We start from the raw sequence: 26233 nt of genomic DNA, 5'->3' as shown, positions 1-26233 counted from the left end.
GCAGGGATCACTCGTTCGAGTGCGCGCCCGCCCTGGAGTTGCCGGCCGCCCTGCTCAGGAGGCGCGGGTCAGATGCCCGCCGCCGCCGAGAGGTCCCGCTTGATCGAGGCGAGGAGGTCGGCGGCCTTCGCCCGTGCCGCGGGCAGACCGGCCCGGTCGGCGGCCGGCACCACGACCTCCAGGTAGCACTTCAGTTTGGGCTCGGTGCCGGACGGGCGGACGATGACGCGCGCGCCCTCCAGCGTGTAGCGCAGCCCGTCCGTGGGAGGCAGCCCGCCCGCGCCCGCGGAGAGGTCCTCGGCCCGGGTCACCGCGAGTCCGGCAAGGGCCGTCGGCGGCTGCTCGCGCAGGCGGCGCATGGCGTCCGCGATGACCGACAGGTCCTCCACGCGCACGCTCAACTGGTCGGTGGCGTGCAGCCCGTGGGCCAGGGCCAGGTCGTCGAGCGCGTCCAGGAGCGTACGGCCCTGCTCCTTGAGCTCGCTCGCCAGCTCGGTCACGAGCAGCGCGGCCGTGATGCCGTCCTTGTCGCGGACGCCCTCGGGGTCGACGCAGTAGCCCAGCGCCTCCTCGTAGCCGTAGCGCAGGCCCTCGACACGGGCGATCCACTTGAAGCCCGTCAGCGTCTCCTCGTACGGGAGGGAGGCCGCCTCGGCGATCCGGCCGAGCAGCGACGACGAGACGATCGACTCGGCGAGGACCCCCTGCACGCCCCGCTTCACGAGGTGCGCCGCGAGCAGCGCGCCCACCTCGTCACCGCGCAGCATCCGCCACTCGCCGCCGTCCTGGACGGCGACGGCGCAGCGGTCCGCGTCCGGGTCGTTGGCGATGATCAGATCCGGCCGCGCGGCACGGGCCGTCGCGAACGACAGGTCCATCGCGCCCGGCTCCTCCGGGTTCGGGAACGCGACGGTCGGGAAGTCCGGGTCGGGCTCGGCCTGTTCGGGCACGAGCACCGGCTCGGGGAAGCCCGCGCGCGCGAAGGCGGCGAGGAGCGTCTCCTTGCCGACGCCGTGCATCGCCGTGTAGACGGTGCGGGCCGTGCGCGGGGACCCGGCGGCCAGGACCGCGTCCGTACGCGCCAGATACGCGTCCAGGACCTCGTCCCCGAGGGTCTCCCAGCCCGACTCGGGGCGCGCCACGTCGTGCAGCGAGGCCACCGCGTCGATCTCGGCGGCGATCTCCGCGTCGGCCGGCGGCACGATCTGCGAGCCGTCGCCGAGGTACACCTTGTAACCGTTGTCCCGCGGCGGGTTGTGGGAGGCCGTGACCTCCACGCCCGCGACCGCGCCCAGATGCCGTATGGCGAAGGCGAGCACGGGCGTGGGCAGCGGACGCGGCAGTACGGCCGCGCGCAGCCCGGCGCCCACCATCACGGCCGCCGTGTCGCGCGCGAAGTCCGCCGACTTGTGGCGCGCGTCGTAGCCGATGACGACGACGCCGTCGGTCTGCCCCTCGGCCTTCAGGTACGCGGCGAGGCCCGCGGCGGCGCGGATGACCACCGCGCGGTTCATCCGCATCGGGCCCGCGCCCAGCTCGCCGCGCAGACCGGCCGTGCCGAACTGCAGCGTCCCGGCGAAGCGCTCACCGAGCGCGGCCACGTCCCCGCTGTCGATCAGCGCGGCCAGCTCCTCGCGGGTCTCCTCGTCGGGGTCCTCCGCCAGCCAGGTCTTCGCCCGGTCGAGCAGTTCGCTGCCTTGTACGGTCACGGTCGGCTTCCTTAAGACGTCGGCGTACCTACGGGTGCACGGATACCCGGGGCTCAGATCTTGGCGAGGACCTTGGTCAGCAGCTCGCCCATGCCGGCGGCGGAGTCGCGGCCGGCCTGGAGGACCTCTTCGTGGTTCAGCGGCTCGCCGGACAGACCCGCGGCCAGGTTGGTGACCAGGGAGATGCCGAGGACCTCCACGCCCGCCTCACGGGCCGCGATGGCCTCCAGGACGGTGGACATGCCGACCAGGTCGGCGCCGAGGACGCCGGCCATCCGGACCTCGGCGGGCGTCTCGTAGTGCGGGCCGGGGAACTGGGCGTACACGCCCTCCTCCAGCGTCGGGTCGATCTCCTGGCACAGCGCGCGCAGGCGCGGCGAGTACAGATCGGTCAGGTCCACGAAGTTGGCGCCGACGATCGGCGACGTGGCCGTCAGGTTGATGTGGTCGGCGATGAGGACCGGCTGGCCGGGGCGCATGCCCTCGCGCAGGCCGCCGCAGCCGTTGGTCAGCACGATGGTCTTGCAGCCCGCGGCGGCGGCGGTGCGCACGCCGTGCGCGACGGACGCGACCCCGCGGCCCTCGTAGTAGTGCGTGCGGCCCAGGAAGACCAGCGCGCGCTTCTCACCGACCTGGTACGAGCGGACCTTGCCGCCGTGGCCCGCCACGGCGGCACCGGTGAACCCGGGCAGCTCGGTGAAGGGGAACTCGGCGGCGGGCGCGCCCAGCGCCTCGGCGGCCGGCGCCCAGCCCGAGCCCATCACGAGGGCGACGTCGTGGGTCTCGGCGCCGGTGAGCTCGCGCAGGCGCGAGGCGGCGGCGTCGGCGGCGGCGTAGGGGTCGCCCTGGAGGATGTCCGGAGTAACAGATGCGTTCACGCGCTTGAGGGTAGCCGGTCAAGTCCTACGCGCGTAGATGACGAGCCCGACGGTATTGCGATCGTTGTCTTGTCGTTTCCGACGAAGTCGCTCCGCTGGGGGTGGCGGGACGGGGTGCGCCCTCGCGCCGCGGGTCGTGGGACCGTTGGCGGGTGCCGCTCCGTCGTGGCTGGTCGCGCAGTTCCCCGCGCCCCTGAAATGCAGGCGCTGCGCGCCGCATTTTCCCAATGAGATGCCGCGCCGAAGGCGCGCATCTCAGGGGCGCGGGGAACTGCGCGAAGCAGGACCACCGGCCGTCAGCCGCGTACGAATGCGCGGCCCGGCAGACAAATGGGCGAGACCCGGTCCAGCGTCAGCAGGGGCGCTTGCGCATCTCCATGACGTAATCGTGCGGGGCGCCCGCCGATTCCGCCGCGTCAGCGATCTCGCCCAGGTACCGCGCGGAGGGGAGACCGCCCTCGTACCCGTTCAGGACGTACAGCCAGGCGGGTTCCTCACCCTCCAGGGTGTCCACGCGCACCCGCATCCTCCGGTAGATGTCGAGGCCGACGCCCTCCCAGCGGTCCATCGACTCCTCGTCCATGGGGGCGATGTCGTACAGCGCGACGAAGACCTGGGACCGGGGCGCCTCCACGATCGTGGCCAGCGCACCCTCCCAGCCCATGTGTTCGCCCCCGAACGTCAGCCGCCAGCCTTGCAGCCACCCGGTCGCGCGCAGCGGCGAGTGAGGGGCGCGGCGCGTCATGAGCCGCGGGTCGAGATTGCCGGCGTACGCGGCGTAGAGCGACATGGGTCCGAGGGTACGGCAGTTGTCCCGCGCGCTCTGAGCGAAGTGCGTGCCACCCCGGCCGGGCGTCCCCTTACGCGGTGCGGGACAATGGGGTACGTGACTCGGATCGTGATCATCGGTGGCGGACCTGGCGGATACGAAGCGGCCCTGGTGGCCGCGTCGCTCGGCGCGGAGGTGACCGTCGTCGACTGCGACGGTCTCGGCGGTGCGTCGGTGCTGACCGACTGCGTGCCGTCGAAGACCTTGATCGCGACGGCCGAGGTGATGACGACCTTCGACTCCTCGTACGAGGAGCTGGGGATCATCGTCGAGGACGACACCCCGGACCCGGACAGCCCGGCCCGCGTCGTCGGCGTCGACCTCGGCAAGGTCAACCGGCGCGTCAAGCGGCTAGCCCTCGCCCAGTCCCACGACATCACCGCCTCCGTCACGCGTGCGGGCGCGCGCGTGCTGCGCGGCCGGGGCCGGCTCGACGGGCAGCAGGACCTGGACGGCTCCCGCAAGGTGATCGTCTCCGCCGCCGACGGCACCGAGGAGACCCTCACCGCCGACGCCGTGCTCATTGCCACCGGCGGCCACCCGCGCGAGGTGCCCGACGCGCAGCCGGACGGCGAGCGGATCCTGAACTGGACGCAGGTCTACGACCTGGACGAGCTCCCCGAGGAGCTCATCGTGGTCGGCTCCGGTGTCACCGGTGCCGAGTTCGCCGGTGCCTACCAGGCGCTCGGCTCCCGCGTCACGCTCGTCTCCTCCCGCGACCGCGTGCTGCCGGGCGAGGACCCGGACGCCGCCGCCGTCCTGGAGGACGTGTTCCGGCGCCGCGGCATGAACGTCATGGCGCGCTCCCGTGCCGCCTCGGCCAAGCGCGTGGGCGACCGCGTCGAGGTCACCCTGGCCGACGGCCGGGTCATCTCCGGCACGCACTGTCTGATGGCGGTCGGCGCGATCCCGAACAGCAGCGGAATGGGCCTGGAGGACGCCGGGGTCAAGCTCAAGGACTCGGGTCACATCTGGACCGACAAGGTCTCGCGCACGACCGCTCCCGGTGTGTACGCGGCCGGCGACGTGACCGGAATCTTCGCCCTCGCGTCGGTCGCCGCCATGCAGGGCCGGATCGCCATGTACCACTTCCTGGGCGACGCGGTGACGCCGCTGAACCTGAAGACGGTCTCCTCGAACGTCTTCACCGACCCGGAGATCGCCACGGTCGGTTACTCCCAGGCCGACGTGGACGCCGGCAAGATCGACGCCCGTGTCGTGAAGTTGCCGCTGCTGCGCAACCCGCGGGCCAAGATGCAGGGCATCCGGGACGGCTTCGTCAAGATCTTCTGCCGTCCGGGCACCGGGATCGTGGTGGGCGGCGTGGTCGTGGCGCCCCGCGCCTCGGAACTGATCCACCCCATCTCGATCGCGGTCGACAACAATCTGACGGTCGAACAGATCGCGAACGCGTTCACCGTGTACCCGTCTCTTTCGGGCTCGATCGCCGAGGTGGCGCGGCAACTGCACACGCGGAAGGTCGCCGAAGAGGGTTGAACCCGCTCCCTGCGGGGATCAACTGGCCACGGGTGACAGTGAGTTGCGGCCCGTGCTGATGGCATAGGCGCGACGGATAAACACCCGGGTCGTGCCTATACCACTCCCAGGGCAGTTGTGCGAACAGAACCTGTAATTCGGCGCAAACAGCTGAAAGCAGACGGTCGTTGGGGTTACTGTCAGTTTCGTGTTCGCTGCAGAACGTCGTCAATTGATCCTCGAAATGGTGCGGGCCAATGGAGCGGTATCGCTCCGGGAGCTCGCCCGCGTCGTCCAGACCTCTGAAGTGACCGTACGGCGGGACGTGCGCGCACTGGAGGCAGAAGGACTCCTCGACCGCCGACACGGCGGTGCGGTATTGCCGGGCGGATTCACGCGGGAGTCCGGCTTTCCGCAGAAATCACATCTCGCGACCGCTGAGAAGACGGCCATCGCCGATCTCGCCGTGGGTCTCGTCGAAGAAGGCGAAGCCATCGTGGTGGGCGCGGGGACGACCACGCAGGAGCTGGCCCGCCGGCTCGCGCGTGTGCCGGGCCTGACCGTCGTCACCAATTCCCTTCTGGTGGCCCAGGCGCTGGCTCATGCCAATCGCGTCGAGGTCGTCATGACCGGTGGCACTCTGCGGGGTTCCAACTATGCGCTGGTGGGCAGCGGGGCCGAGCAGTCCCTTCAGGGGCTGAGAGTCTCCCGGGCCTTCCTGAGCGGCAGCGGCCTGACGGCCGAGCGCGGGCTCTCCACGTCCAACATGCTTTCGGCATCGGTGGACCGGGCTCTCGTGCAGGCCGCGGCGGAGGTCGTCGTGCTCGCCGATCACTCCAAGCTCGGTACCGACACGATGTTCCAGACGGTACCTACGGACGTGATCACGCGCCTGGTGACCGATGAGCCGCCTGCGCATGATGACCGGGCCGCGACGGAGCTTCAGGCGTTGGCCGATCAGGGTGTGCAGATCGCTGTCGCCGGGGCGGGGCCGGCGTCCGCCGGGGGTGGTGATCCCGTCCCGGCGCGGCAGTCGCGCCGGGATGTGCCCCTGCCCGGCCAGCGCCGTCAGCAACTTCCCGGCGGGGGGCACCCGTTGCGGAGTGCGGCGGCCTTGGACGCGGCTCCCGAACGATCGGCCCGGGTGGCAGACCTCCGCCGCCGCTAGTCCCGCCGGGGGTTCGGAGGGCCTTGAATCGTGCCCCGTCAGGGGCGCGGGGAACTGCGCGCTCAGCCCCGACGAACCGGTCACCCGGCGACGGGCCGCGGGGCGCTGCCCCGGACCCCGCTCCTCAATCGCCGGAGGGGCTTGAATCGTGCCCCGTAAGGGGCGCGGGGAACTGCGCGACCAGCCGCGACGAAAGCCGCACCCGGCGACGGGCTCAGGAATGGCCCGCTGTGATGCCCCGCAGGGTCAGTCGCAGCAGGCGGTCGGCCAAGTCCGGGTCGGAGGGCGTCTCCTCAGCGGCCAGCGCAATCGCATTGGTCAGCTGAAGCAGATCCGCGATGGAGACGTCCTGGCGCACCGCGCCCGCCCCCTGGGCCCGGGTCAGCAGCGCCTGCCCCGCTTCCCGCATCGGCGAACTGCACCGGGCGAGAGCCGAACTCTCGTCCTGGGACGCCGACATGAGGGCCCGGGAAAGCCCCCGGTACTCACTCGCGTGCGTGATGATCTCGCGCAGCCAGGCCACCAGCGCCGAACAGGGCTGCGGGGCGTCGAGCAGCGCCCGGGAGCGGGCCAGCAGATCGTTCACCGCCTCCTCGAAGACGGCGCTCACCAGCGCGTACCGGTTCGGGAAGTGCCGGTACAGCGTGCCGATGCCCACGCCGGCGCCGCGCGCCACGTCCTCCAGGGACGCCCCCGTGCCGTGCTCGGCGAACGCCTTGCGGGCCTGGACGAGCAGCCGCTCGTAGTTGCGGCGCGCGTCCGCGCGCATGGGGCGGGCGCGGTACTCGGTGCCGGATGTCATCGGGCCTCCCTGGGCGTGCGCGGGGTCTTCAAGGATGCCTGATCGTGTCGCCGACCCGGTGCGGAGGGCGGGCCCACGGCCGGGGAACGCCGAAGCGCCCGTGGACCGGAGACCGGTCCGACGGGCGCTTCGTGCGGGCGGGTGCTGCCTCAGTCCTTGATCTCGCAGATCACGGCGCCGGAGGTGAGGGACGCGCCGATCTCGGCGGACAGGCCCTTGACGGTGCCTGACTTGTGCGCGTTCAGCGGCTGTTCCATCTTCATCGCCTCCAGGACGACGACGAGGTCGCCCTCCTGGACCTCCTGGCCCTCCTCGACGGCCACCTTGACGATGGTGCCCTGCATCGGGGAGGCGAGGGTGTCACCGGACGCGGCCGGACCGGACTTCTTGGCCGCCCGCCGCTTCGGCTTGGCGCCCGCCGCAAGACCCGTACGCGCGAGGGACATGCCCAGCGACGACGGGAGGGAGACCTCCAGGCGCTTGCCGCCGACCTCGACGACGATCGTCTCGCGGTCGCCGTCCTCCTCCTCGGCGTCCGCGCCACCCGGCTGATACGGCGGGATGTCGTTGACGAACTCGGTCTCGATCCACCGCGTGAAGATGGTGAACGGCTCGTCCGAGCCGGTCAGTTCCGGCGCGAACGCCGGGTCGGTGACCACCTTGCGGTGGAACGGGATGGCGGTGGCCATGCCGTCGACGTCGAACTCGGCCAGCGCACGGGCGGAGCGCTCCAGCGCTTCCTTGCGGGTGCGGCCGGTGACGATCAGCTTGGCGAGCAGCGAGTCCCAGGCCGGGCCGATCACGCTGCCGGCCTCGACGCCCGCGTCCAGGCGGACACCGGGTCCGGTCGGCGCGTCGAACGTCGTCACGGTGCCGGGCGCGGGCAGGAAGCCGCGGCCCGGGTCCTCGCCGTTGATCCGGAACTCGAAGGAGTGGCCGCGCAGGACCGGGTCGCCGTAGCCCAGTTCCTCGCCGTCGGCGATGCGGAACATCTCGCGGACGAGGTCGATGCCGGCGACCTCTTCGGTGACCGGGTGCTCGACCTGGAGACGGGTGTTGACCTCCAGGAAGGAGATCGTGCCGTCGGCGCCGACGAGGAACTCGACGGTGCCCGCGCCGACGTAGCCGGCTTCCTTCAGGATCGCCTTGGAGGCCGAGTACAGCTGCTCGACCTGGGCGTCGCTCAGGAACGGCGCCGGGGCCTCCTCGACCAGCTTCTGGTGGCGGCGCTGGAGCGAGCAGTCGCGGGTGGACACGACCACCACGTTGCCGTGGGAGTCGGCCAGGCACTGGGTCTCCACGTGCCGCGGCTTGTCCAGGTAGCGCTCCACGAAGCACTCGCCGCGGCCGAACGCCGCGACGGCCTCACGGACCGCCGAGTCGTACAGCTCCGGCACCTCTTCGAGGGTGCGGGCCACCTTCAGACCACGGCCGCCACCACCGAAGGCGGCCTTGATCGCGATCGGCAGGCCGTGCTCCTCGGCGAAGGCCACGACCTCCTCGGAACCCGACACCGGGTCCGGCGTACCGGCGACCAGCGGGGCACCCGCGCGCTGCGCGATGTGCCGGGCGGCGACCTTGTCGCCCAGGTCACGGATGGCCTGCGGCGGCGGGCCGATCCAGATCAGCTCCGCGTCCAGCACGGCCTGGGCGAACTCCGCGTTCTCCGACAGGAATCCGTAGCCGGGGTGAATGGCGTCCGCACCGGAGTCCTTGGCCGCCTGGAGCACCTTGGCGATGTCCAGATAGCTGGTGGCCGGGGTGTCACCACCCAGCGCGAAGGCCTCGTCGGCCGCGCGGACATGCGATGCGTCCCGGTCCGGATCGGCATAAACGGCAACGCTCGCGATCCCTGCGTCCCGGCACGCCCGGGCCACGCGGACAGCGATTTCGCCACGGTTGGCGATGAGCACCTTGCGCACGATGGCTCCCTCCTTGAAACAAGCCGAGTTTAGGGACTGCCGACACGGGCTTACGACCCGTCCCCGATGGTGAGCTTGCCCACACGGAGTGTCACTCGAGGCCCGCTCGGTCCGGGAAATCCCTTGTCCGACCTGGCTGTGCGGGATCCCTCGGAGCAACCCTAGCCGGGTGATGTGGGCAAGGTCTCTGTGAGACCGTGCTGCGGCCGGTCGGCATTCTTTGTGGAGTCCCTACGAATGGCCCAATGATTCTTTGCCCTCGGCAGACCCCTTGTCCGGAGGTTTACCCGTTAGTAGCGTTCGCGATGTCTCGAACCTACTCGGGGTAACCAACAAGTCGTAGGCGGAAGAGGGTGGGCCCGGTGGCACGGAGACCGGTGGCGTGGGTGGCCGCGATCGTGATGCTCGCGGAGGCGCTCGGGATCGTGTTGGTCAACTGGCTCCTGGGCACGGTCGTCGACCGGCAGGACATGTCGCTCGCCGGGCTCGACCCCCGGGCGATGTCCGTGGGCGCCTGGGTCGCGGGCGGGGTGTTCGGGATCTATCTGGCGGTGTGCGCGTTCGTGCTCGCGCGCGCCGCGGCCACCGACCGGTCGCCGGGCACCTTCGGGCGGATCCTGCTGATCAGCGCGGCCGTCGTGCACGGCCTGCTCGGCGCGTTCTCCGTCGGCCTGCTCGGCTGGCCCGCCTTCGTGCTGATGATGGTCGTCCTCGCGCTGATCGTGCTGACGCTGGTGGCCTACGACCGCAGGGACCACGCCGGCCCGGCCGGTGACGGCAAGGGCGCCGCGGCCCCGCCGGTTCCGCCCGCTAGCTCGCCGGAGCCCACAACTCCGTGATGCCGACGCCCAGTTCGGCGAGGAGACGGCGCAGCAGGGGCAGCGAGAGACCGATCACATTGCCGTGGTCGCCGTCGATGCCCTCGATGAACGGGGCCGAGCGGCCGTCGAGCGTGAACGCACCCGCGACGTGGAGGGGTTCGCCGGTCGCCACGTACGCGGCGATCTCCGCGTCGCTCGGCTCGCCGAACCGGACGACCGTGGAGGCCGTGGCGGAGGCGTAGCGGCCGGACGCGGTGTCGTACACGCAGTGGCCGGTCTGCAAGGTGCCCGCACGGCCGCGCATGGCCTTCCAGCGGGCCGTGGCCTCCTCGGCGTCGGCCGGCTTGCCGAGCGCCTCGCCGTCCAGGTCGAGCACCGAGTCGCAGCCCACGACGAGGGCGCCCTGCGCCTCGGGCAGCGCGGCGACGACGGACGCCTTGGCCTCCGCGAGGGCGAGCGCGAGCTCGGCCGGGGTGGGGGCCGTCACGGCGTCCTCGTCGACCCCGCTGACGATCACCTCCGGCGCGAAACCGGACTGCCGCAGCAGGCCCAGGCGGGCGGGGGACTGGGAAGCGAGGATGAGGCGGCGCGCGGCTGTCATGCCGGCCAGCGTAGGCGAACCGATCGCCCCCGCAGGACGCTCCGTTCCACGGGACGCTGTCCTTCGCGGAACACTCACCTGCTACATGACGCCCAGGCCCACCATCACCATCGCCAGGAACATGGCGAGAGCCACCACGAGACCCGCGCGGCGCAGCATCTCCTGCGTTTCGCGGAGCTCCTTCGGCGGCTCGTTCTCGGGATCTGACCACAGCACACTTCGATACTGCGGCGCACACGCGCGGAGCGCCTGAGTACGCGTACTCAGGCGCTCCGGTGCACAGGGACCGGTTCAGGCGGGCCAGTACGTGCGGGACCAGCTCGTCGGGCCCGGGGTCGGCAGGCGGCGCCGGGCGATACGGGAGGGATCGGCCCACGCGTCCCGCTCCGCCGCGGCGGCCGGGGCGTCGGACGCGGCCGCGGCGCGGGCCTGGACCACCGCCAGTGCGGCGGCCAGCTCCTCGGGGGTCGGATTGCCCCGTACGACCTTGATCATCATCGGCGATGGCTCCCGGCGGTCTAGAGGGGGATGTTGCCGTGCTTCTTCGGCGGCAGCGACTCACGCTTCGTACGCAGCTGACGCAGACCCTTGACGACGTGCGCCCGGGTGTCGGAAGGCAGCACCACGGCGTCGATGTACCCGCGCTCGGCCGCCGTGTACGGGTTGAGGAGGGCGTCCTCGTACTCCTGGATGAGGCGCGCCCGCGTCGCCTCTACGTCGTCGGCGGCGGCCAGCGTCTTGCGGTGCAGGATGTTCACCGCGCCCTGCGCGCCCATGACGGCGATCTGCGCGGTCGGCCACGCCAGGTTCAGGTCGGCGCCCAGGTGCTTGGAGCCCATGACGTCGTACGCGCCGCCGAACGCCTTGCGCGTGATGATCGTGATGAGCGGCACCGTCGCCTCGGCGTACGCGTAGATCAGCTTCGCGCCGCGCCGGATGATGCCGGTGTGCTCCTGCTCGACGCCCGGCAGGAAGCCCGGCACGTCGACGAAGGTCAGGACTGGCACGTTGAAGGCGTCACAGGTGCGGACGAACCGGGCGGCCTTCTCGCTCGCGTCGATGTCCAGGCAGCCGGCGAACTGCATCGGCTGGTTGGCGACGATGCCGACCGGGTGGCCCTCGACGCGGCCGAAGCCGGTCAGGATGTTCGGCGCGAACAGCGACTGCGTCTCGAAGAACTCGGCGTCGTCCAGGACGTGCTCGATCACCGTGTGCATGTCGTACGGCTGGTTCGCGCTGTCCGGCACGATGGTGTCGAGCTCGCGGTCCTCGTCCGTCTGCGTCAGGTCCGCCTCGTCGGGGAAGGCGGGCGGCTCGCTCAGGTTGTTCGACGGCAGGTACGACAGCAGCGACTTGACGTACTCGATCGCGTCCTTCTCGTCGCCCGCCATGTGGTGCGCGACACCGGACTGCGCGTTGTGCGTCCGCGCGCCGCCCAGGTCCTCGAAGCCGACGTCCTCACCGGTGACCGTCTTGATGACGTCGGGCCCGGTGATGAACATGTGGCTGGTCTGGTCGACCATGACGGTGAAGTCGGTGATCGCGGGGGAGTACACGGCGCCACCGGCACAGGGGCCGACGACGAGCGAGATCTGCGGGATGACACCGGACGCGTGCGTGTTCCGGCGGAAGATCTCGCCGTACATGCCGAGGGCCATGACGCCCTCCTGGATCCGGGCGCCGCCCGAGTCGTTGATGCCGATGACCGGGCAGCCCGTCTTGAGGGCGAAGTCCATCACCTTCATGATCTTCTGCCCGAAGACCTCGCCGAGCGCACCGCCGAAGACGGTGAAGTCCTGCGAGAACACCGCGACGGGCCGGCCGTCGACCGTGCCGTACCCGGTCACCACGCCGTCGCCGTACGGCTTGTTGGCGTCCAGGCCGAAATCGGTGGAGCGGTGCCGCGCGAACTCGTCCAGCTCGACGAAGGAGTCCTCGTCGAGCAGCAGCGCGATGCGCTCACGCGCCGTCAGCTTGCCCTTGGCGTGCTGCTTCTCGACGGCGCGCGCGGAACCCGCGTGCGTCGCCTCGTCGATCCTGCGCCGCAGATCCTCGATCTTGCCCGCGGTGGTGTGGATATCGGCGCTCGGGGACTGTGGCGCCTTCTGGGGATCTTCCAACTCGGACATCGGGATGCGGCTCCCTGCCTGACTCGACGCTGCTCACGGGGACGGTGTACGGGGAAACTAAGTGGGGCTACTGACTCGTAGGGTAGTGGCGCGAATACCGTTCGGCAGTGCGGTGTTTGCCACACCTAGGCTGGGTTGCATGACGCCGCGAGATGGTTCAGACGCGCACGACAACCGCTGGTCCGACCTGGACCGGCCGCCCCTGGGAGCGGCCGGACTGCGCCGCTCCCTCGTCCGGGGCGAGGGACTCTGGTCGTCCGTGGAGGTGGTGCCCCGTACGGGGTCGACCAACACGGACCTGGTGGAGCGGGCCGCGGCCGGTTCCGCGCAGGAGGGTGCCGTGCTCGTCGCCGAGGAGCAGAGCGCGGGGCGCGGACGCCTGGACCGCCGCTGGTCGGCTCCGCCGCGCTCGGGGCTCTTCTTCTCCGTCCTGGTCAAGCCCGGCGAGCACGAGGTGCCGGTCGAGCGCTGGGGCTGGCTGCCGCTGCTCACCGGGGTCGCCGTCGCCACGGCCCTGTCCTCCTCCGCCGGTGTCGACACGGCGCTGAAGTGGCCCAACGACCTGCTTGTCACCGTCGGCGGGGAGGAGCGCAAGGCGGGCGGGATCCTGGCGGAGGCCTCCGGCGGGGGCGGGGTCGTCATCGGGGTCGGGCTCAATGTGTCGCTGCGGGCGGACGAGCTGCCCGTACCCGGGGCGGGGTCGCTGGCGCTGGCCGGGGCGAAGGTGGTGGACCGGGAGCCGGTGCTGCGGGCCGTCCTTCGGTCCTTCGAGCGGTGGTACGTGGAGTGGTGTGCGGCGGAAGGCGACCCCGGGTTGTCCCGGCTCCAGGAGACGTATGCGGCGGGGTGTGCCACGTTGGGGCGGTCTGTGCGGGCGATTCTGCCGGGGGCGCGGGAGGTTGTGGGGGAGGCGGTTGCCGTCGACGGGGACGGGCGGCTCGTGATCGCCCCCGCGGAGGGGGAGCGGGTGTCCGTCGCCGCGGGTGACATCGTCCACCTACGCCCGGCGTAGGGCTGGCCGCCGGCTCTGGGTGATCCGGGTTGCCCGGGGTTCTTCCGCGCAGTTCCCCGCGCCCCTGGGGAGGTGTCGTGTCTGCGGGTCCGGTGGGGGCTGGTCGCGCAGTTCCCCGCGCCCCTGAGATGCGCACTTCGTGCGCCATCTACCGGGCGCGCGCCCCCTGGAGCCGCGGCGAAGCCGCAAGCTCCAGGGGCGCGGGGAACGGCGCGAGAAGCTCCACCGGCGGGAGGATGGCGAACGTTTTGGGGGCGCGGGGAACTGCGCGACCAGCCCCCACCTGCCCGCGGATGTCGAACCTCCCTAGGGGCGCGGGGAACTGCGCGATCAGGCCCCACCGGCCTGCGGATGTTGAAATTCCCCGGGGCGCGGGCTGCCCTCGGCGGCCCGGGGACACACAGGTGTCCCGGGGCACGGGCGACTGGCCGGGGTTCGTGTCAAGCGGCGTTCACGCAACACTCGCCCGGAACGGAGTGACGTGGCGCACAGACGCTGCCGTAGAGTTGAGCCCGGTCGATACCTGACCGTGGCAGATCGGAAGGGCAGCAGGCGTGACCGTCGACGACTCGGGCTCCGGCACGGGCACCCCACCCGACCCCGAGAAGCCGGAGGGGGAAGGGGACGAGCAGGACGCGGCGGACCCCCTCGCGCTCCGGCTCGAACAGCTGATCCTCGGGGCCGAGCGCCGCTACACCCCGTTCCAGGCGGCCCGCAGCGCCGGCGTCTCCATGGAACTGGCTTCAAGGTTCTGGCGGGCCATGGGCTTCGCCGACATCGGGCAGGCCAAGGCCCTGACCGAGGCCGACGTACTGGCGCTGCGGCGACTGGCCGGTCTCGTCGAGGCCGGGCTGCTGAGCGAGGCCATGGCGGTGCAGGTCGCCCGGTCGACGGGGCAGACCACCGCTCGGCTCGCCGAGTGGCAGATCGACTCGTTCCTGGAGGGCCTGACCGAGCCCCCGGAGCCCGGCATGACCCGTACCGAGGTCACGTATCCGCTGATAGAGCTTCTGCTGCCCGAGCTGGAGGAGTTCCTCGTCTACGTGTGGCGGCGCCAGCTCGCCGCGGCGACCGGCCGCGTCGTGCAGGCCGGTGACGACGAGGAGATGGTGGACCGGCGGCTCGCGGTCGGCTTCGCGGACCTGGTCGGGTTCACGCGGCTGACCCGCCGCATGGAGGAGGAGGAACTCGGCGAACTCGTCGAGGCCTTCGAGACCACCGCCGCCGACCTCGTCGCCGCGCACGGCGGACGGCTCATCAAGACGCTCGGCGACGAGGTCCTGTTCGCCGCCGACGACGCGGGCATCGCCGGGGAGATCGCGTTGCGGCTCATCGAGACGATGAGCAATGACGAGACGATGCCGGAGCTGCGCGTCGGCATGGCCTTCGGGACCGTCACGACGCGCATGGGCGACGTGTTCGGCACGACCGTGAACCTGGCGAGCCGGCTCACGTCGATAGCGCCGAAGGACAACGTGCTGGTCGACGGCGCCTTCGCCGAGGAGCTGATCCGCACCACCGAGGCGCCCGCCTCCGAGGCCGAGGCCGCGGCCGCCGCGGAGAAGGCGAAGGAGCAGGGCGAGGAGCCCCCCTCGTACCGGTTCGCGCTCCAGCCGATGTGGCAGCGGCCCGTCCGCGGCCTCGGCATCGTCGAACCCTGGACGCTGACCCGGCGCACCTGACATCTTGACGGTTAACTGGCGTTAACCGGAAGGGTGGACCATGGGTGATGAGCAGCGGTTCGGGGACTTCGTGGCCGTACGGCGCCACGAGCAGGGGGTCGTCGCCGAGGTGGTGCTCGACCGGCCCAAGGCCATGAATGCCGTCAGCAGCGACATGGCCCGTTCCATCGGCGCCGCGTGCGAGGCGCTGGGCGGCGACCGGGACGTACGGGTCGTCGTCCTCACGTCCAGCAGCGAGCGCGCCTTCTGCGTCGGCGCCGACCTCAAGGAGCGCAACTCCTTCTCCGATGCCGAGCTGGTGCGTCAGCGGCCCGTCGCCCGGGCTGCGTACACGGGCGTGCTCGACCTGCCGATGCCGACCGTCGCCGCCGTGCACGGGTTCGCGCTCGGCGGCGGTTTCGAACTCGCGCTCGCCTGCGATCTGATCGTGGCCGACGCGAGTGCCGTCGTGGGCCTGCCCGAGGTGTCGGTGGGGGTGATCCCCGGCGGTGGCGGTACGCAGCTGCTGCCGCGCCGGGTCGGGGCCGCGCGGGCCGCCGAGTTGATCTTCTCGGCGCGGCGCGTCGAGGCCGCCGAGGCGGGGCGGCTCGGCCTTGTGGACCAGGTGGTGGCGGCGGGGCAGGACCGTGCCGAAGCGTTGGCGCTCGCCGCCCGGATCGGTGCCAACTCCCCGGTCGGGCTGCGGGCCGCCAAGCGGGCGCTGCGGCTCGGGCACGGGCTTGATCTGCGGGCCGGTCTCGAGGTGGAGGACGCGGCCTGGCGGTCGGTGGCGTTCTCGGGGGACCGGGCGGAGGGTGTTGCCGCGTTCAACGAGAAGCGCGAGCCGCGGTGGCCGGGTGAGTGATCCCGGGGCCTCCTGGTGGCCGGGGGCCTTGGGAGGTGCGTCGTCTGCGGGCCGGTGGGGGCTGGTCGCGCAGTTCCCCGCGCCCCTGGGCAGTTCTGTGTCCACCGGCCGGTGGGGCTTCTCGCGCAGTTCCCCGCGCCCCTGAGATGTGCACTTCGTGCGCCATCTCATGGCCGGGGCTGCGGCGAAGCCGCATGCCCCTAGGGGCGCGGGGAACTGCGCGACCAGCCACGACGAGAGCCGCACCCACCAGCAGGCCCCCTGACGGGACGTCGCCGTCCCTGGATACGGACGGCCGAACTGAAGTCACCGTAATGTCGGTAAAGTCCCTAACCTGGGCTAATGGGAGACGATGTCCGGCTGCGCGCCGTGGTGACGCTCGCGCAGGGCATGGCCGCTGCGCAGAGCCCGCGCGAGTCCTGGCGGGCGGCAGCCCTCGGCGCATGCCACGCGCTGTCCGGGAGTTTCGCCGCCCTGTCCGTGTGGGAGCGCGAGCGCGGCCGGCTGCGGGTCCTGGCCAACGTCGGCGAGCGGGCCGATGGGGAGGAGGAGTTCCCCGAGGGCGAGGCGTACCCGGTGCACCGCTTCCCGGAGATCACCGAGTTCCTGCACGAGCGGTGGGCCGGCGGCGGTGAGCCGGACGCCTGGGTCGAGACGGCCGACGGACCTGTCGAGCGCGCCGGGTACTGCCACCAGCGGGTCGCGGCGCTGCGCCGCCGCAAGCGCGGCTGCTGCGTCGTCGCGCCGATCGTGCTGCACGGCCGGGCCTGGGGCGAGCTGTACGTGGCGCGGCCGGCCGGGGCGCCCGTGTTCGGGCCGGGGGACGCCGACTTCGCGACCGTCCTGGCCTCTGTGGTCGCGGCCGGGATCGCACAGACCGAACGCCTCGAGGAGGCGCGGCGGCTCGCCTTCACCGACGCCCTGACCGGCCTCGCCAACCGGCGCCTGGTCGACATACGGCTCGACGAGGCCGTGGAGCGGCACGCCGCCGAGGGCATCGTCGTCAGCCTCGTCGTCTGCGATCTGAACGGGCTCAAGCGGGTCAACGACACCCTCGGGCACGCCATCGGCGACCGGCTCCTGGAGCGGTTCGGTTCGGTGCTCTCGCTGTGCGGGGCGATGCTGCCGGGGGCCCTCGCGGCGCGGCTCGGCGGGGACGAGTTCTGCCTGCTGGCCGTGGGCCCCACCGCCGACGAGGTCGTCCGCGTAGGGGAAGAGGTGTGTTCCCGGGCCGCCGAGATGGAGATCGGAAACGGGGTCGCCTGCGGCATCGCCTCGACCGGCGACCCCATCGGCGAGGTGAGCAGCGCCCGGCGGCTGTTCCGGCTCGCGGACGCCGCGCAGTACCGGGCGAAGGCGCTGCGTGCCGCGAAGCCGGTGGTGGCCGGGCGGGGCGGCGGGCTCGACGACCCCGTCGTACGGCTCGCCGACTCGCCGCCGCCGGTCCCCGGCGAACGGCGCCGGATCCGCGGCAGAGAACCGGGCCCGCCGGGGGAACTCCGGGAGTAAGGGGTCCTCCCCGACCTCGGTCGTGACATCTTCGGATTCACTGTGTACGTTCCTGAATATGGATATGCACACTGTGGTGGTGGGGGCAGCCGGGGTCACCGCTGCCGATGTGATCGCCGTGGCGCGCCGTGGCGCCCGGATCGAACTCTCCGATGAGGCTGTGGGCGCGCTGGCCGCGGCCCGCGGGGTCGTTGACGCGCTGGCCGCGAAGCCGGATCCGGTCTACGGCGTCTCCACCGGGTTCGGCGCGCTCGCCACCCGGCACATCGGTCCCGAACTGCGCGCGCAGTTGCAGCGCAACATCGTGCGGTCGCACGCGGCGGGCATGGGCCCGCGCGTCGAGCGCGAGGTCGTGCGCGCGCTGATGTTCCTGCGCCTGAAGACCGTCTGCTCCGGGCATACCGGCGTGCGGCCCGAGGTCGCGCAGACCATGGCCGACGTCCTGAACGCCGGGATCACACCGGTCGTGCACGAGTACGGGTCCCTCGGCTGCTCCGGCGACCTCGCCCCGCTCAGCCACTGCGCGCTCACCCTGCTCGGCGAGGGCGACGCGGAAGGGCCCGACGGGGTCGTGCGGCCCGCCGGGGAACTGCTCGCCGCGCACGGCATCGCGCCCGTCGAACTGCGCGAGAAGGAGGGGCTCGCCCTCCTCAACGGCACGGACGGCATGCTCGGCATGCTCTTCATGGCCCTCGACGACCTGGACAACCTTTATAAGGCCGCGGACGTGACGGCGGCCCTGTCCCTGGAGGCGCTGCTCGGCACGGACAAGGTCCTCGCGCCCGAACTGCACGCCATCCGGCCGCACCCCGGCCAGGCCGCCAGCGCCGCCAACATGCTCGCCGTACTCGCCGGTTCGGGCCTGACGGGCCATCACCAGGACGACGCGCCGCGGGTGCAGGACGCGTACTCCGTGCGGTGCGCCCCGCAGGTAGCGGGGGCCGGGCGGGACACCATGGCGCACGCGCGCCTGGTCGCCGAGCGGGAGCTGGCGGCGGCCGTCGACAACCCCGTGGTGCTGCCCGACGGCGCCGGCGGCGGGCGCGTGGAGTCCAACGGCAACTTCCACGGCGCGCCGGTCGCCTACGTGCTCGACTTCCTGGCCATCGCCGCGGCCGACCTGGGTTCGATCGCCGAGCGGCGCACGGACCGGCTGCTCGACAAGAACCGTTCGCACGGCCTCCCGCCGTTCCTCGCGGAGGACGCCGGGGTCGACTCGGGCCTGATGATCGCCCAGTACACGCAGGCCGCGCTGGTCAGCGAGATGAAGCGGCTCGCCGTGCCGGCGTCCGCGGACTCGATCCCGTCGTCGGCGATGCAGGAGGACCACGTCTCGATGGGCTGGTCGGCCGCGCGGAAGCTGCGGACGGCCGTCGACAACCTCACGCGGATCATCGCCGTGGAGCTGTACGCCGCCACTCGGGCGATCGAGCTGCGGGAGGGCCTGGAGGCCGCGCCGGCGTCGCGGGCGGTCGTCGCCGCCGCGCGCAAGGCCGGGGTCGAGGGGCCGGGACCCGACCGGTTCCTGGCGCCGGATCTCGCCGCGGCGGACGCGTTCGTACGCAGCGGGGCCCTGGTCGAGGCCGTCGAGACGGTGACGGGGCCGCTCGCGTAGGTCAAAGATCGGTGGAGCGGGCGCACTCGGATCGTGCGCGTGCGGTTCGGTGGTGCACCGTGGGGTGCGGCGTCTCCCGGTCCGGGTGGCGCCGTACCCCACGCGCGTCAGATGGGCGCCTCCAGGGAGCGGCCCCGGCGGACCGAGTACGCCACGAAGCCGACACCGAGTCCCAGGAACGCCGAGCCGCCGACCACGTAGGGCGTCGTGTCGAACGTCCCCGTGTCGGCCAGTCTGAGCTGCTGCTCGGACTGGGTGTCCACCGCGGTGGACACCTGGCTGCGGTCGGTACTGGTCGTGCTGACGGTGCTGGTGGTGTCGCTGGTGTGCTCGGGGGTAGCGGTGGCATTGGGGACGAACCACAGGGCGGCCAGGAGGGTCCCGGCGGCGGTGGCGGTGAACAACGATCGACGTGCGGCGGACACGGAAGCGATCCCCCTTGTGGCGCTGGCGAATTGGCCGTGTGTGCCGATGTTAGTGAAAGGGGCGGGTCACGGAAAGTCACAGGTGCAACGGGTCGTACGCTCCGGCGTATGAGCACTGATGAGACGTCACGTTTTGTTCGCCTGAAGGTGGAATTGGTCCTGGAGATCGCCGACGGGGAGGCGCTGACCGGGGCCGCGCTCCAGCGCGTCGCCGAGGACGAGGCGATGCCCGGCGAGGAGCGCGCGCACGCAGAGCACGCCGTGCAGGAGGACGAGGCGGAGGCCGTCGCGTACCTCGTGGACCCGTTCGACCTGGTCGGCGACGTGCCGGGGGCCGAACTCGTGCAGGCCTCGTGGTCCAGCGAGCAGGTCGACTACGACCCCGATTCGCCGGACTGGGACCTCGACGAGGATGATGCCGGGGAGGACGGCGAGGAGCGCGCGTAGCGGCTGACGGATCGGGACACCCCGGGCGGCAACCGCTGCCCGGGGTTTTGTCGTCCAGCAGGGGGAGATACGCAAGTGGGGCGGGCGGCCCACGAGGGGGCCGTTACCACCGGTGCGCCTGTGGTCACCGCCTCCTCGGACGTGGCATCCCCCACATCGGGGCCTTTTGGGAACGGGTTCAACCACTCACTGCGTTATTGATGATTGAGGGGAACTCCTGTGTTCCCTCATGACCGGTCTCGGGGCAGTCGGGGAAGTCGGAATTCGGCGACTATGGAGAAGCGTGTGATGACGGACGGTAAGCGGCGCAAGGGTCTGATGGCCGCGTCCGCTGTGCTCGGCGGTGTGCTGGTGCTCTCTGCGTGCGGCGGGGGCGACGACTCGGCCGGCTCGTCGAGTGGCAAGAAGGACTCGTCCCAGGCGCAGGCGGACGAGGCCGCGGCGAAGAAGACCTCGCAGGCCGAGATCGAGATCGCCCCGAAGGACGGCTCCGACAACGCGAGCATCAACAACGCGGCGAAGGTCACGGTGAGCAAGGGCACGCTCACCGAGGTCACGATGACCACGGCCGACGGCACCGCGGTCGCCGGGCAGATATCCGCCGACAAGAAGAGCTGGAAGCCCACGAACCAGCTCGACCGGGCGACGACGTACAAGATCGCCGCCACGGCGAGCGACTCGGAGAACCGCGTGGCGCACGAGAACGCGTCGTTCACCACGGTCTCCCCGACCAACAGCTTCATCGGCAACTTCACGCCCGAGGACGGCTCGACCGTTGGCGTCGGGATGCCCGTGTCGATCAACTTCGACAAGGCGATCACGAACAAGTCGGACGTGCAGTCCCACATCAAGGTCTCGTCGAGCAGCGGCCAGGAGGTCGTCGGCCACTGGTTCAACGGCAACCGGCTCGACTTCCGCCCCGAGGACTACTGGCAGGGCGGCTCCACTGTCACCCTCAAGCTCGACCTCGACGGCGTCGAGGGCGCGAGCGGCGTGACCGGAGTCCAGCAGAAGACCGTCACCTTCAAGGTCGGGCGCAACCAGGTCTCCACGGTCGACGCGAAGACCAAGACGATGACCGTCACCCGCGACGGCAAGACGGTCAAGACCATCCCGATCTCCGCCGGTTCGCCCGAGAACAAGACGTACCAGGGGCAGATGGTGATCTCCGAGAAGTTCAAGGAGACCCGGATGAACGGCGCGTCGGTCGGCTTCACCGACGACGACGGCAAGGGCGAGTACGACATCAAGGACGTGCCGCACGCGATGCGTCTGTCGAACTCCGGCACGTTCATCCACGGCAACTACTGGGGCGCCAAGTCCATCTTCGGCTCCGCCAACACCAGCCACGGCTGTGTCGGCCTGGCCGACGCCAAGGGCGCGAACGACTCCAGCACGCCCGGCGCCTGGTTCTACAACAATTCGATGATCGGCGACGTCGTCGTCGTGAAGAACACCGGTGACAAGACCGTCGCTCCGGACAACGGCCTCAACGGCTGGAACCTGAGCTGGGCGGACTGGAAGGCCGGTTCGGCCGCCTGATCCCTCCCCCTCGTTTCTTAAGCAACCCCCGGTACGCGGTGCGTACCGGGGGTTACTTATGAAGACCGCATGCAACTCACAGCTCAGTGCCAAGCTGCGTCCTTACTGTCCGCCTCATGTTCTTCACCTACCTCAGGCGTGAATTGAGACGGCGCCGGAAGGCCGCCCTCGTCGTCGCCTCCGGGCTCGCGCTCGGCATCGCGCTTGTCATCACGGTCACCTCGGTCTCCGCCGGGATGAAGCAGGCCCAGAGCAAGGTCCTCGAATCGCTCTACGGCCTGGGCACCGACATGACCGTCACCAAGGCGGCCGAGGCGCCGTCGAAGAGCGGCTCCGGCGACCGGCCCAACTTCACGTTCGACGCCAAGGGCGACGACGACAGTGACGACGGCGATACGGAGCAGTCGACCGACCGCGTCATGACGGCCGGCGGCCAGACCCTCAAGTCGTCGCTGGTCAGCGAGGTCGCCGGGCAGCAGGGCGTCGGCTCGGCGACCGGTGCGCTCCAGCTCGGCGTCATGAAGGTCTCCGGCTCCTTCACCCAGGGCAAGGCGACCACCGGCTCCGGTTCTGGCTCCGGTTCTGCCGAGGGCGGTCAGCCGGGCGGTCAGGGCGGCGGCGGGGGCGGTCAGGGCGGTGTGCAGGGCGGTGGCGCCGACTTCGACGTCAACTCGTACTCCGTCTACGGCATCGACGTCGCGCACCAGGGCCTCGGACCGCTCTCCACCATGGAGATCACCAAGGGCCGGACCTTCAAGGCGTCCGAGACGAACACCAAGGTCGCCGTCCTCTCGAAGTCCTACGCCAAGGAGAACTCCAAGACCGTCGGCTCCACGCTCACCATCAACAAGGTGAAGTACGAGGTCGTCGGCATCGCCCAGGCGAGCAGCAGCGACTCGACCGGTGACGTCTATCTGCCGCTGAAACAGGCCCAGACGCTCGCCGACGCCGAGAACAAGGTCTCCACGATCTACGTGAAGGCGACCGACTCGAAGCAGATCGACACCGTCAAGGCGACCATCACCAAGAACATCTCGGGGACCACCGTCACCACGTCCTCGGACCTCGCCGACTCGGTCTCCGGTTCCCTGTCGACCGCCTCCGACCTGGCGTCCAGCGTCGGCAAGTGGTTGTCGGTCGTGGTCCTCGCCGCGGCCGTCCTGGTCGCCGCGCTGCTCACGTCGTCGGCCGTGTCGCGGCGCGTGCGGGAGTTCGGCACGCTCAAGGCGCTCGGCTGGAAGTCGGGCCGCGTCACCCGGCAGGTCGCCGGTGAGGCCATCGTCAACGGGCTCATCGGCGGCGCCCTCGGCATCGCGCTCGGCCTCCTCGCCGCGTACGCCGTCACGGCCTTCAGCCCGACCCTCACCGCGCAACTCGGCTCCGGCGGCGGGCAGTCGGGCGGCGGGCCCGGTGGCGGCGGTGGCGGTATGGGCGGCGGGCCCGGTGGGGGTGGCCAGGCCGCCGCGAGCACCGTCGATGTCGCCCTGTCCGCGCCGGTCAGCCTCTCCACCCTCGCGCTCGCCGCGGTGCTCGCCATCGGCGGCGGTCTGATCGCCGGCGCGTACGGCGGCTGGCGGGCCTCGCGGCTGCGGCCGGCGGATGCGCTGCGCCGCGTCGAATAACCCCGACTTTTCAAAAAGGAGTTCCCCATGTACGAGTTGCGCGGCGTGACCAAGCAGTACCGGCGCGGCAAGGAGACCGTCGACGCCCTGCGCGGCATCGACCTGACGGTGGCCGACGGGGGCCGGCTCGTCATCCAGGGCCCCACGGGCGGCGGCAAGTCGACGCTGCTCCAGATGCTCGGCGGCCTCGACCGGCCCACCGCGGGCAGCGTCGTCCTCGACGGGGTCGACCTCGCGACGCTGACCGAGGCCAGGCTGACCCGGGTGCGCAGCGACAAGATCGGCATCATCTTCCAGTCCTTCAACCTCATCCCGACGCTGACCGCGCAGGAGAACGTGGAGACGGCTCTCGTGCCGCTCGGCCTGAAGGTCGCCGAGCGGCGTGAGCGGGCCGCGGAGGCGTTGAAGTCGGTCGGGCTGGGGGAGCGGCTCTCGCATCTGCCGTCGGAGATGTCCGGAGGCCAGCAGCAACGTACGGCCATCGCGCGGGCGTTGGTGAAGAACCCGAAGGTGCTGCTTGCCGATGAGCCGACGGGGAACCTTGACGAGTCGACCCGGGACGAGATCATGGATGTGCTTGAAGGGTTGTGGCGGGAGCATGGGCTGATGTTCATCATGGTCACGCATGACTCTGCGTTGGCCAGGCAGGCGCCTCGGGTGGCGACCCTTCGTAAGGGGCTGATCTCTGTGGCGGAGAAGGCCGTGGCCTGACACATTCCGGAGGGCGCTGGTGCGCGGGTTTCGGGGCTCTGCCCCGGACCCCGCTCCTCAAGCGCCGGAGGGGCTTGATTTTCCCGGACCGGCTGGTGGTCCCGTAAGGGCATGGGATTGCGGGTCTCATCCTGTTCTCATCCGGGCCTCACGCAACCCTTACAGCGCCCCCATACGTTTCGCTGGTCCTGTCAGTGCCCCAGGTCGGGGCCGTCACCCGCGAGGCTTCGATGTTCTTCACCTATCTCAGGCGTGAGCTGCGCCGGCGCAGAAAGGCGGCGCTCGTCGTCGCCTCCGGGCTCGCTCTCGGAATCGCGCTCGTCATCGTGGTCAACTCCGTGTCGTCCGGCATGAGTCAGGCCCAGGACAAGGTCCTGCAGTCCCTGTACGGGCTGGGTACGGACATGACCGTCACGAAGGCCGCCGCCGCGCCGAAGGAGGGTGAGACCGGGCGGCCGCGCTTCAACTTCGACGCGAAGGACAGCGACTCGGACGACACGGAGCAGAGCACCGACCGCGTGATGGTGCAGGGGTTCCAGACCCTCGCCTCCTCCACCGTCACGAAGGTCGCGCGGCAGCAGGGCGTCGACGACACCGTGGGCGGTCTGAGCCTTCAGGTGATGAAGGTCAGCGGGCAGTTCACGCGCGGCCAGTTCAAGCAGGACCAGCAGCAGAGCCAGCAGGGGCAGGGCGGGCCCGGCGGCGGTCAGGGTGGCGGCTCCGGGCAGCCGCAGGGCCGGGTCGAGGGGGGGCGGTGCCAACTTCGACGTCAACTCGTACTCGGTCTTCGGCACCGACGTCACGAAGCAGAACCTCGGGCCGCTGACCTCCTCGAAGATCACCAAGGGGCGGGCCTTCAAGACCTCCGAGACGGACGCCAAGGTCGTCGTCGCCGATGCCTCGTACGCCAAGGAGAAGAAGCTCGCCCTCGATGACAACGTCACCGTCAAGGGCACGAAGTACAAGGTCATCGGTATCGCGACGCCCGACAGCGGGGACGCCGCGGCCAATCTGTATCTGCCGCTGAAGCAGGCCCAGACGCTCGCCGACACCGCGGACAAGGTGACGACGGTGTATGTGAAGGCGGCGGACTCGCAGCAGATCGACGCGGTCAAGTCGACGATCCAGAAGAACATCAGCGGCACCACCGTCACCACGTCCGCCGATCTCGCCGACACCGTCTCGGGTTCTCTGTCCACCGCCTCGAACCTCGCCTCGAACGTCGGCAAGTGGCTGTCGATCGCGGTCCTCGTCGCCGCGTTCCTCGTGGCGGGTCTGCTCACGTCGTCGGCCGTGTCGCGGCGCGTGCGGGAGTTCGGCACGCTCAAGGCGCTCGGCTGGAAGTCGGGCCGGGTGACGCGCCAGGTCATCGGTGAGGCCGTCGTCAACGGGCTGATCGGTGGCGTCCTCGGTATCGCCGTCGGCCTCGCGGGCGCCTACGCCGTCACCGCCATCAGCCCGACCCTCTCCGCGCAGCTCGGCGGCAGCGGAGGCGGCGGGGGCATGGACGGCGGCCCCGGCGGCGGAGGCGGCATGATGCGCCAGGCCGCCAGTGGCAAGACCCTCGACATCGCGCTCAGCGCCCCGGTCTCCGCGACCACCATCGCCCTCGCGGTCGGCCTGGCCGTCGCGGGCGGGCTGATCGCCGGCGCGTTCGGCGGCTGGCGGGCCTCGCGGCTGCGCCCCGCGGACGCGCTGCGCCGCGTCGAGTAGCAGCAGCCCTGCACCGGCACCCAACCCCCCTTCGTATCGCAGGAGTTGCACCATGTACCAGCTCAGAGACGTCACCAAGCAGTACCGGCGGGGCAAGGACACCGTCGACGCGCTCGCCGGTATCGACCTGACCATCGGCGACGGCGACCGGCTCGTCATCCAGGGCCCCACCGGCGGCGGCAAGTCGACGCTGCTCCAGATGCTCGGCGGCCTCGACCGGCCCACCGCGGGCAGCGTCGAACTCGACGGCACCGATCTGGCCAAGCTTCCCGAGGCCCGGCTCACCAAGGTCCGCGCCGAATCCATCGGGTTCGTGTTCCAGTCCTTCAACCTGATCCCCACCCTGACCGCGCAGGAGAACGTCGAGACCGCGCTCGTGCCGCTCGGCCTCAAGGGCGCCGACCGGCGCGAGCGGGCCGCCGAGGCGCTCAAGTCGGTCGGTCTCGGGGAGCGGCTCTCGCATCTGCCCTCGGAGATGTCCGGTGGTCAGCAGCAGCGCGTCGCCATCGCGCGGGCCCTGGTGAAGAACCCGAAGGTGCTGCTCGCCGACGAACCGACCGGCAACCTCGACGAGTCCATGCGGGACGAGATCATGGACGTACTCGAAGACCGGTGGAAGGAGCACGGGCTGACGTTCATCATGGTCACCCACGACTCGGCGATAGCACGGAAGGCGCCGCGACTCGCCACGATCCGCAAGGGTCGGATCAAGGTGACCGAGAACAGCACCGCCCGCTGACGCAACCCGCGCCTCCGCGCAACCTGTGGCCCCTCTG

Annotated in this window: 23 protein-coding genes and 1 pseudogene; 14 read left to right on the top strand and 10 right to left on the bottom strand. The window is 71.0% G+C overall.

The annotated features are described in order from the left end of the window. Positions 1–68 precede the first annotated feature (68 nt). From ABD366_RS23905 to ABD366_RS23895, 3 genes are all read right to left on the bottom strand, one after another. Positions 69–1709 (bottom strand): phospho-sugar mutase, encoded by a 1641-nt coding sequence (locus ABD366_RS23905; protein ID WP_324771842.1) that lies wholly within the window; start codon positions 1707–1709, stop codon positions 69–71. Positions 1710–1762: 53 nt separating this feature from the next. Further along, positions 1763–2587, bottom strand: a complete 825-nt coding sequence (locus tag ABD366_RS23900; protein WP_324771841.1) for a purine-nucleoside phosphorylase — start codon at positions 2585–2587, stop codon at positions 1763–1765. Between the two features lie 352 nt (positions 2588–2939). After that, entirely contained in the window at positions 2940–3377 is a 438-nt protein-coding gene (locus tag ABD366_RS23895; protein ID WP_324771840.1) for a gamma-glutamylcyclotransferase family protein, read from the bottom strand. An 87-nt stretch (positions 3378–3464) separates the two neighbouring features. Here ABD366_RS23895 and ABD366_RS23890 point away from each other — a divergent pair, with 87 nt between their 5' ends. Both ABD366_RS23890 and ABD366_RS23885 read left to right on the top strand, forming a co-directional pair. Further along, a complete protein-coding gene (locus tag ABD366_RS23890) occupies positions 3465–4913 on the top strand; it encodes an NAD(P)H-quinone dehydrogenase (protein ID WP_324771839.1) in 1449 nt (482 codons plus the stop codon). 187 nt (positions 4914–5100) lie between these two features. Further along, positions 5101–6060, top strand: a complete 960-nt coding sequence (locus ABD366_RS23885) for a DeoR/GlpR family DNA-binding transcription regulator (RefSeq protein ID WP_324771838.1) — start codon at positions 5101–5103, stop codon at positions 6058–6060. 214 nt (positions 6061–6274) lie between these two features. On the opposite strand, the gene ABD366_RS23880 is transcribed toward ABD366_RS23885, so the two are convergent. Together ABD366_RS23880 and ABD366_RS23875 are read right to left on the bottom strand one after the other, a co-directional pair. Beyond that, on the bottom strand, positions 6275–6862 hold the full coding sequence (locus tag ABD366_RS23880) for a TetR/AcrR family transcriptional regulator (protein ID WP_324771837.1): 588 nt from the start codon (positions 6860–6862) through the stop codon (positions 6275–6277). 149 nt (positions 6863–7011) lie between these two features. Further along, positions 7012–8784 (bottom strand): acetyl/propionyl/methylcrotonyl-CoA carboxylase subunit alpha, encoded by a 1773-nt coding sequence (locus ABD366_RS23875; protein WP_324771836.1) that lies wholly within the window; start codon positions 8782–8784, stop codon positions 7012–7014. Between the two features lie 362 nt (positions 8785–9146). Between ABD366_RS23875 and ABD366_RS23870 the strand changes: the two genes are divergently transcribed. Then, positions 9147–9623, top strand: coding sequence for a hypothetical protein (locus ABD366_RS23870; protein ID WP_324771835.1), 477 nt, complete (start codon positions 9147–9149; stop codon positions 9621–9623). Here the strand turns inward: ABD366_RS23870 and ABD366_RS23865 are convergent. From ABD366_RS23865 to ABD366_RS23850, 4 genes are all read right to left on the bottom strand, one after another. Continuing rightward, the gene (locus ABD366_RS23865) at positions 9595–10206 is read right to left on the bottom strand and encodes a nucleoside triphosphate pyrophosphatase (RefSeq protein ID WP_324771834.1); all 612 of its coding nucleotides are present in this window, start codon (positions 10204–10206) and stop codon (positions 9595–9597) included. The genes ABD366_RS23870 and ABD366_RS23865 overlap by 29 nt on opposite strands. 81 nt (positions 10207–10287) lie before the next feature. Continuing rightward, on the bottom strand, positions 10288–10422 hold the full coding sequence (gene mmpB, locus ABD366_RS23860; protein ID WP_324771833.1) for a morphogenic membrane protein MmpB: 135 nt from the start codon (positions 10420–10422) through the stop codon (positions 10288–10290). Positions 10423–10497: 75 nt separating this feature from the next. Then, on the bottom strand, positions 10498–10704 hold the full coding sequence (locus ABD366_RS23855; RefSeq protein WP_324771832.1) for an acyl-CoA carboxylase epsilon subunit: 207 nt from the start codon (positions 10702–10704) through the stop codon (positions 10498–10500). A 20-nt stretch (positions 10705–10724) separates the two neighbouring features. After that, complete coding sequence (locus ABD366_RS23850; RefSeq protein WP_324771831.1) at positions 10725–12335, bottom strand: acyl-CoA carboxylase subunit beta; 1611 nt, start codon at positions 12333–12335, stop codon at positions 10725–10727. A gap of 139 nt (positions 12336–12474) precedes the next feature. Between ABD366_RS23850 and ABD366_RS23845 the strand changes: the two genes are divergently transcribed. From ABD366_RS23845 to hutH, 5 genes are all read left to right on the top strand, one after another. Next, positions 12475–13347 (top strand): biotin--[acetyl-CoA-carboxylase] ligase, encoded by an 873-nt coding sequence (locus tag ABD366_RS23845; RefSeq protein ID WP_324771830.1) that lies wholly within the window; start codon positions 12475–12477, stop codon positions 13345–13347. Between the two features lie 554 nt (positions 13348–13901). After that, positions 13902–15029, top strand: a complete 1128-nt coding sequence (locus tag ABD366_RS23840) for an adenylate/guanylate cyclase domain-containing protein (protein WP_324771829.1) — start codon at positions 13902–13904, stop codon at positions 15027–15029. 40 nt (positions 15030–15069) lie between these two features. Next, positions 15070–15873 (top strand): enoyl-CoA hydratase/isomerase family protein, encoded by an 804-nt coding sequence (locus ABD366_RS23835; protein ID WP_324771828.1) that lies wholly within the window; start codon positions 15070–15072, stop codon positions 15871–15873. 342 nt (positions 15874–16215) lie between these two features. Then, a complete protein-coding gene (locus ABD366_RS23830) occupies positions 16216–17382 on the top strand; it encodes a GGDEF domain-containing protein (protein ID WP_324771827.1) in 1167 nt (388 codons plus the stop codon). A 64-nt stretch (positions 17383–17446) separates the two neighbouring features. Further along, positions 17447–18997 (top strand): histidine ammonia-lyase, encoded by a 1551-nt coding sequence (gene hutH / locus ABD366_RS23825; protein ID WP_324771881.1) that lies wholly within the window; start codon positions 17447–17449, stop codon positions 18995–18997. A 107-nt stretch (positions 18998–19104) separates the two neighbouring features. Here the strand turns inward: hutH and ABD366_RS23820 are convergent, their stop codons facing one another. Further along, on the bottom strand, positions 19105–19422 hold the full coding sequence (locus ABD366_RS23820) for a hypothetical protein (RefSeq protein ID WP_324771826.1): 318 nt from the start codon (positions 19420–19422) through the stop codon (positions 19105–19107). Between the two features lie 108 nt (positions 19423–19530). Between ABD366_RS23820 and ABD366_RS23815 the strand changes: the two genes are divergently transcribed. From ABD366_RS23815 to ABD366_RS23790, 6 genes and pseudogenes are all read left to right on the top strand, one after another. Beyond that, positions 19531–19869 carry a hypothetical protein gene (locus ABD366_RS23815; RefSeq protein WP_324771825.1) on the top strand — a complete coding sequence of 113 codons (339 nt, stop codon included), beginning with the start codon at positions 19531–19533 and terminating at the stop codon, positions 19867–19869. A 288-nt stretch (positions 19870–20157) separates the two neighbouring features. Continuing rightward, the gene (locus ABD366_RS23810; protein WP_324771824.1) at positions 20158–21411 is read left to right on the top strand and encodes a L,D-transpeptidase; all 1254 of its coding nucleotides are present in this window, start codon (positions 20158–20160) and stop codon (positions 21409–21411) included. Between the two features lie 116 nt (positions 21412–21527). Further along, on the top strand, positions 21528–23033 hold the full coding sequence (locus tag ABD366_RS23805) for an ABC transporter permease (protein WP_324771823.1): 1506 nt from the start codon (positions 21528–21530) through the stop codon (positions 23031–23033). Between the two features lie 27 nt (positions 23034–23060). Beyond that, positions 23061–23744, top strand: a complete 684-nt coding sequence (locus tag ABD366_RS23800) for an ABC transporter ATP-binding protein (protein ID WP_324771822.1) — start codon at positions 23061–23063, stop codon at positions 23742–23744. 230 nt (positions 23745–23974) lie between these two features. Beyond that, positions 23975–25457 (top strand): annotated as a pseudogene (locus ABD366_RS23795) (ABC transporter permease). 52 nt (positions 25458–25509) lie between these two features. Further along, a complete protein-coding gene (locus ABD366_RS23790; protein WP_324771821.1) occupies positions 25510–26196 on the top strand; it encodes an ABC transporter ATP-binding protein in 687 nt (228 codons plus the stop codon). Positions 26197–26233 lie beyond the last annotated feature (37 nt).

This window comes from Streptomyces kunmingensis (genome assembly GCF_039533535.1).
Lineage (GTDB): Bacteria > Actinomycetota > Actinomycetes > Streptomycetales > Streptomycetaceae > Streptomyces > Streptomyces kunmingensis.
This window is presented reverse-complemented; position numbering and strand designations above follow the sequence as displayed.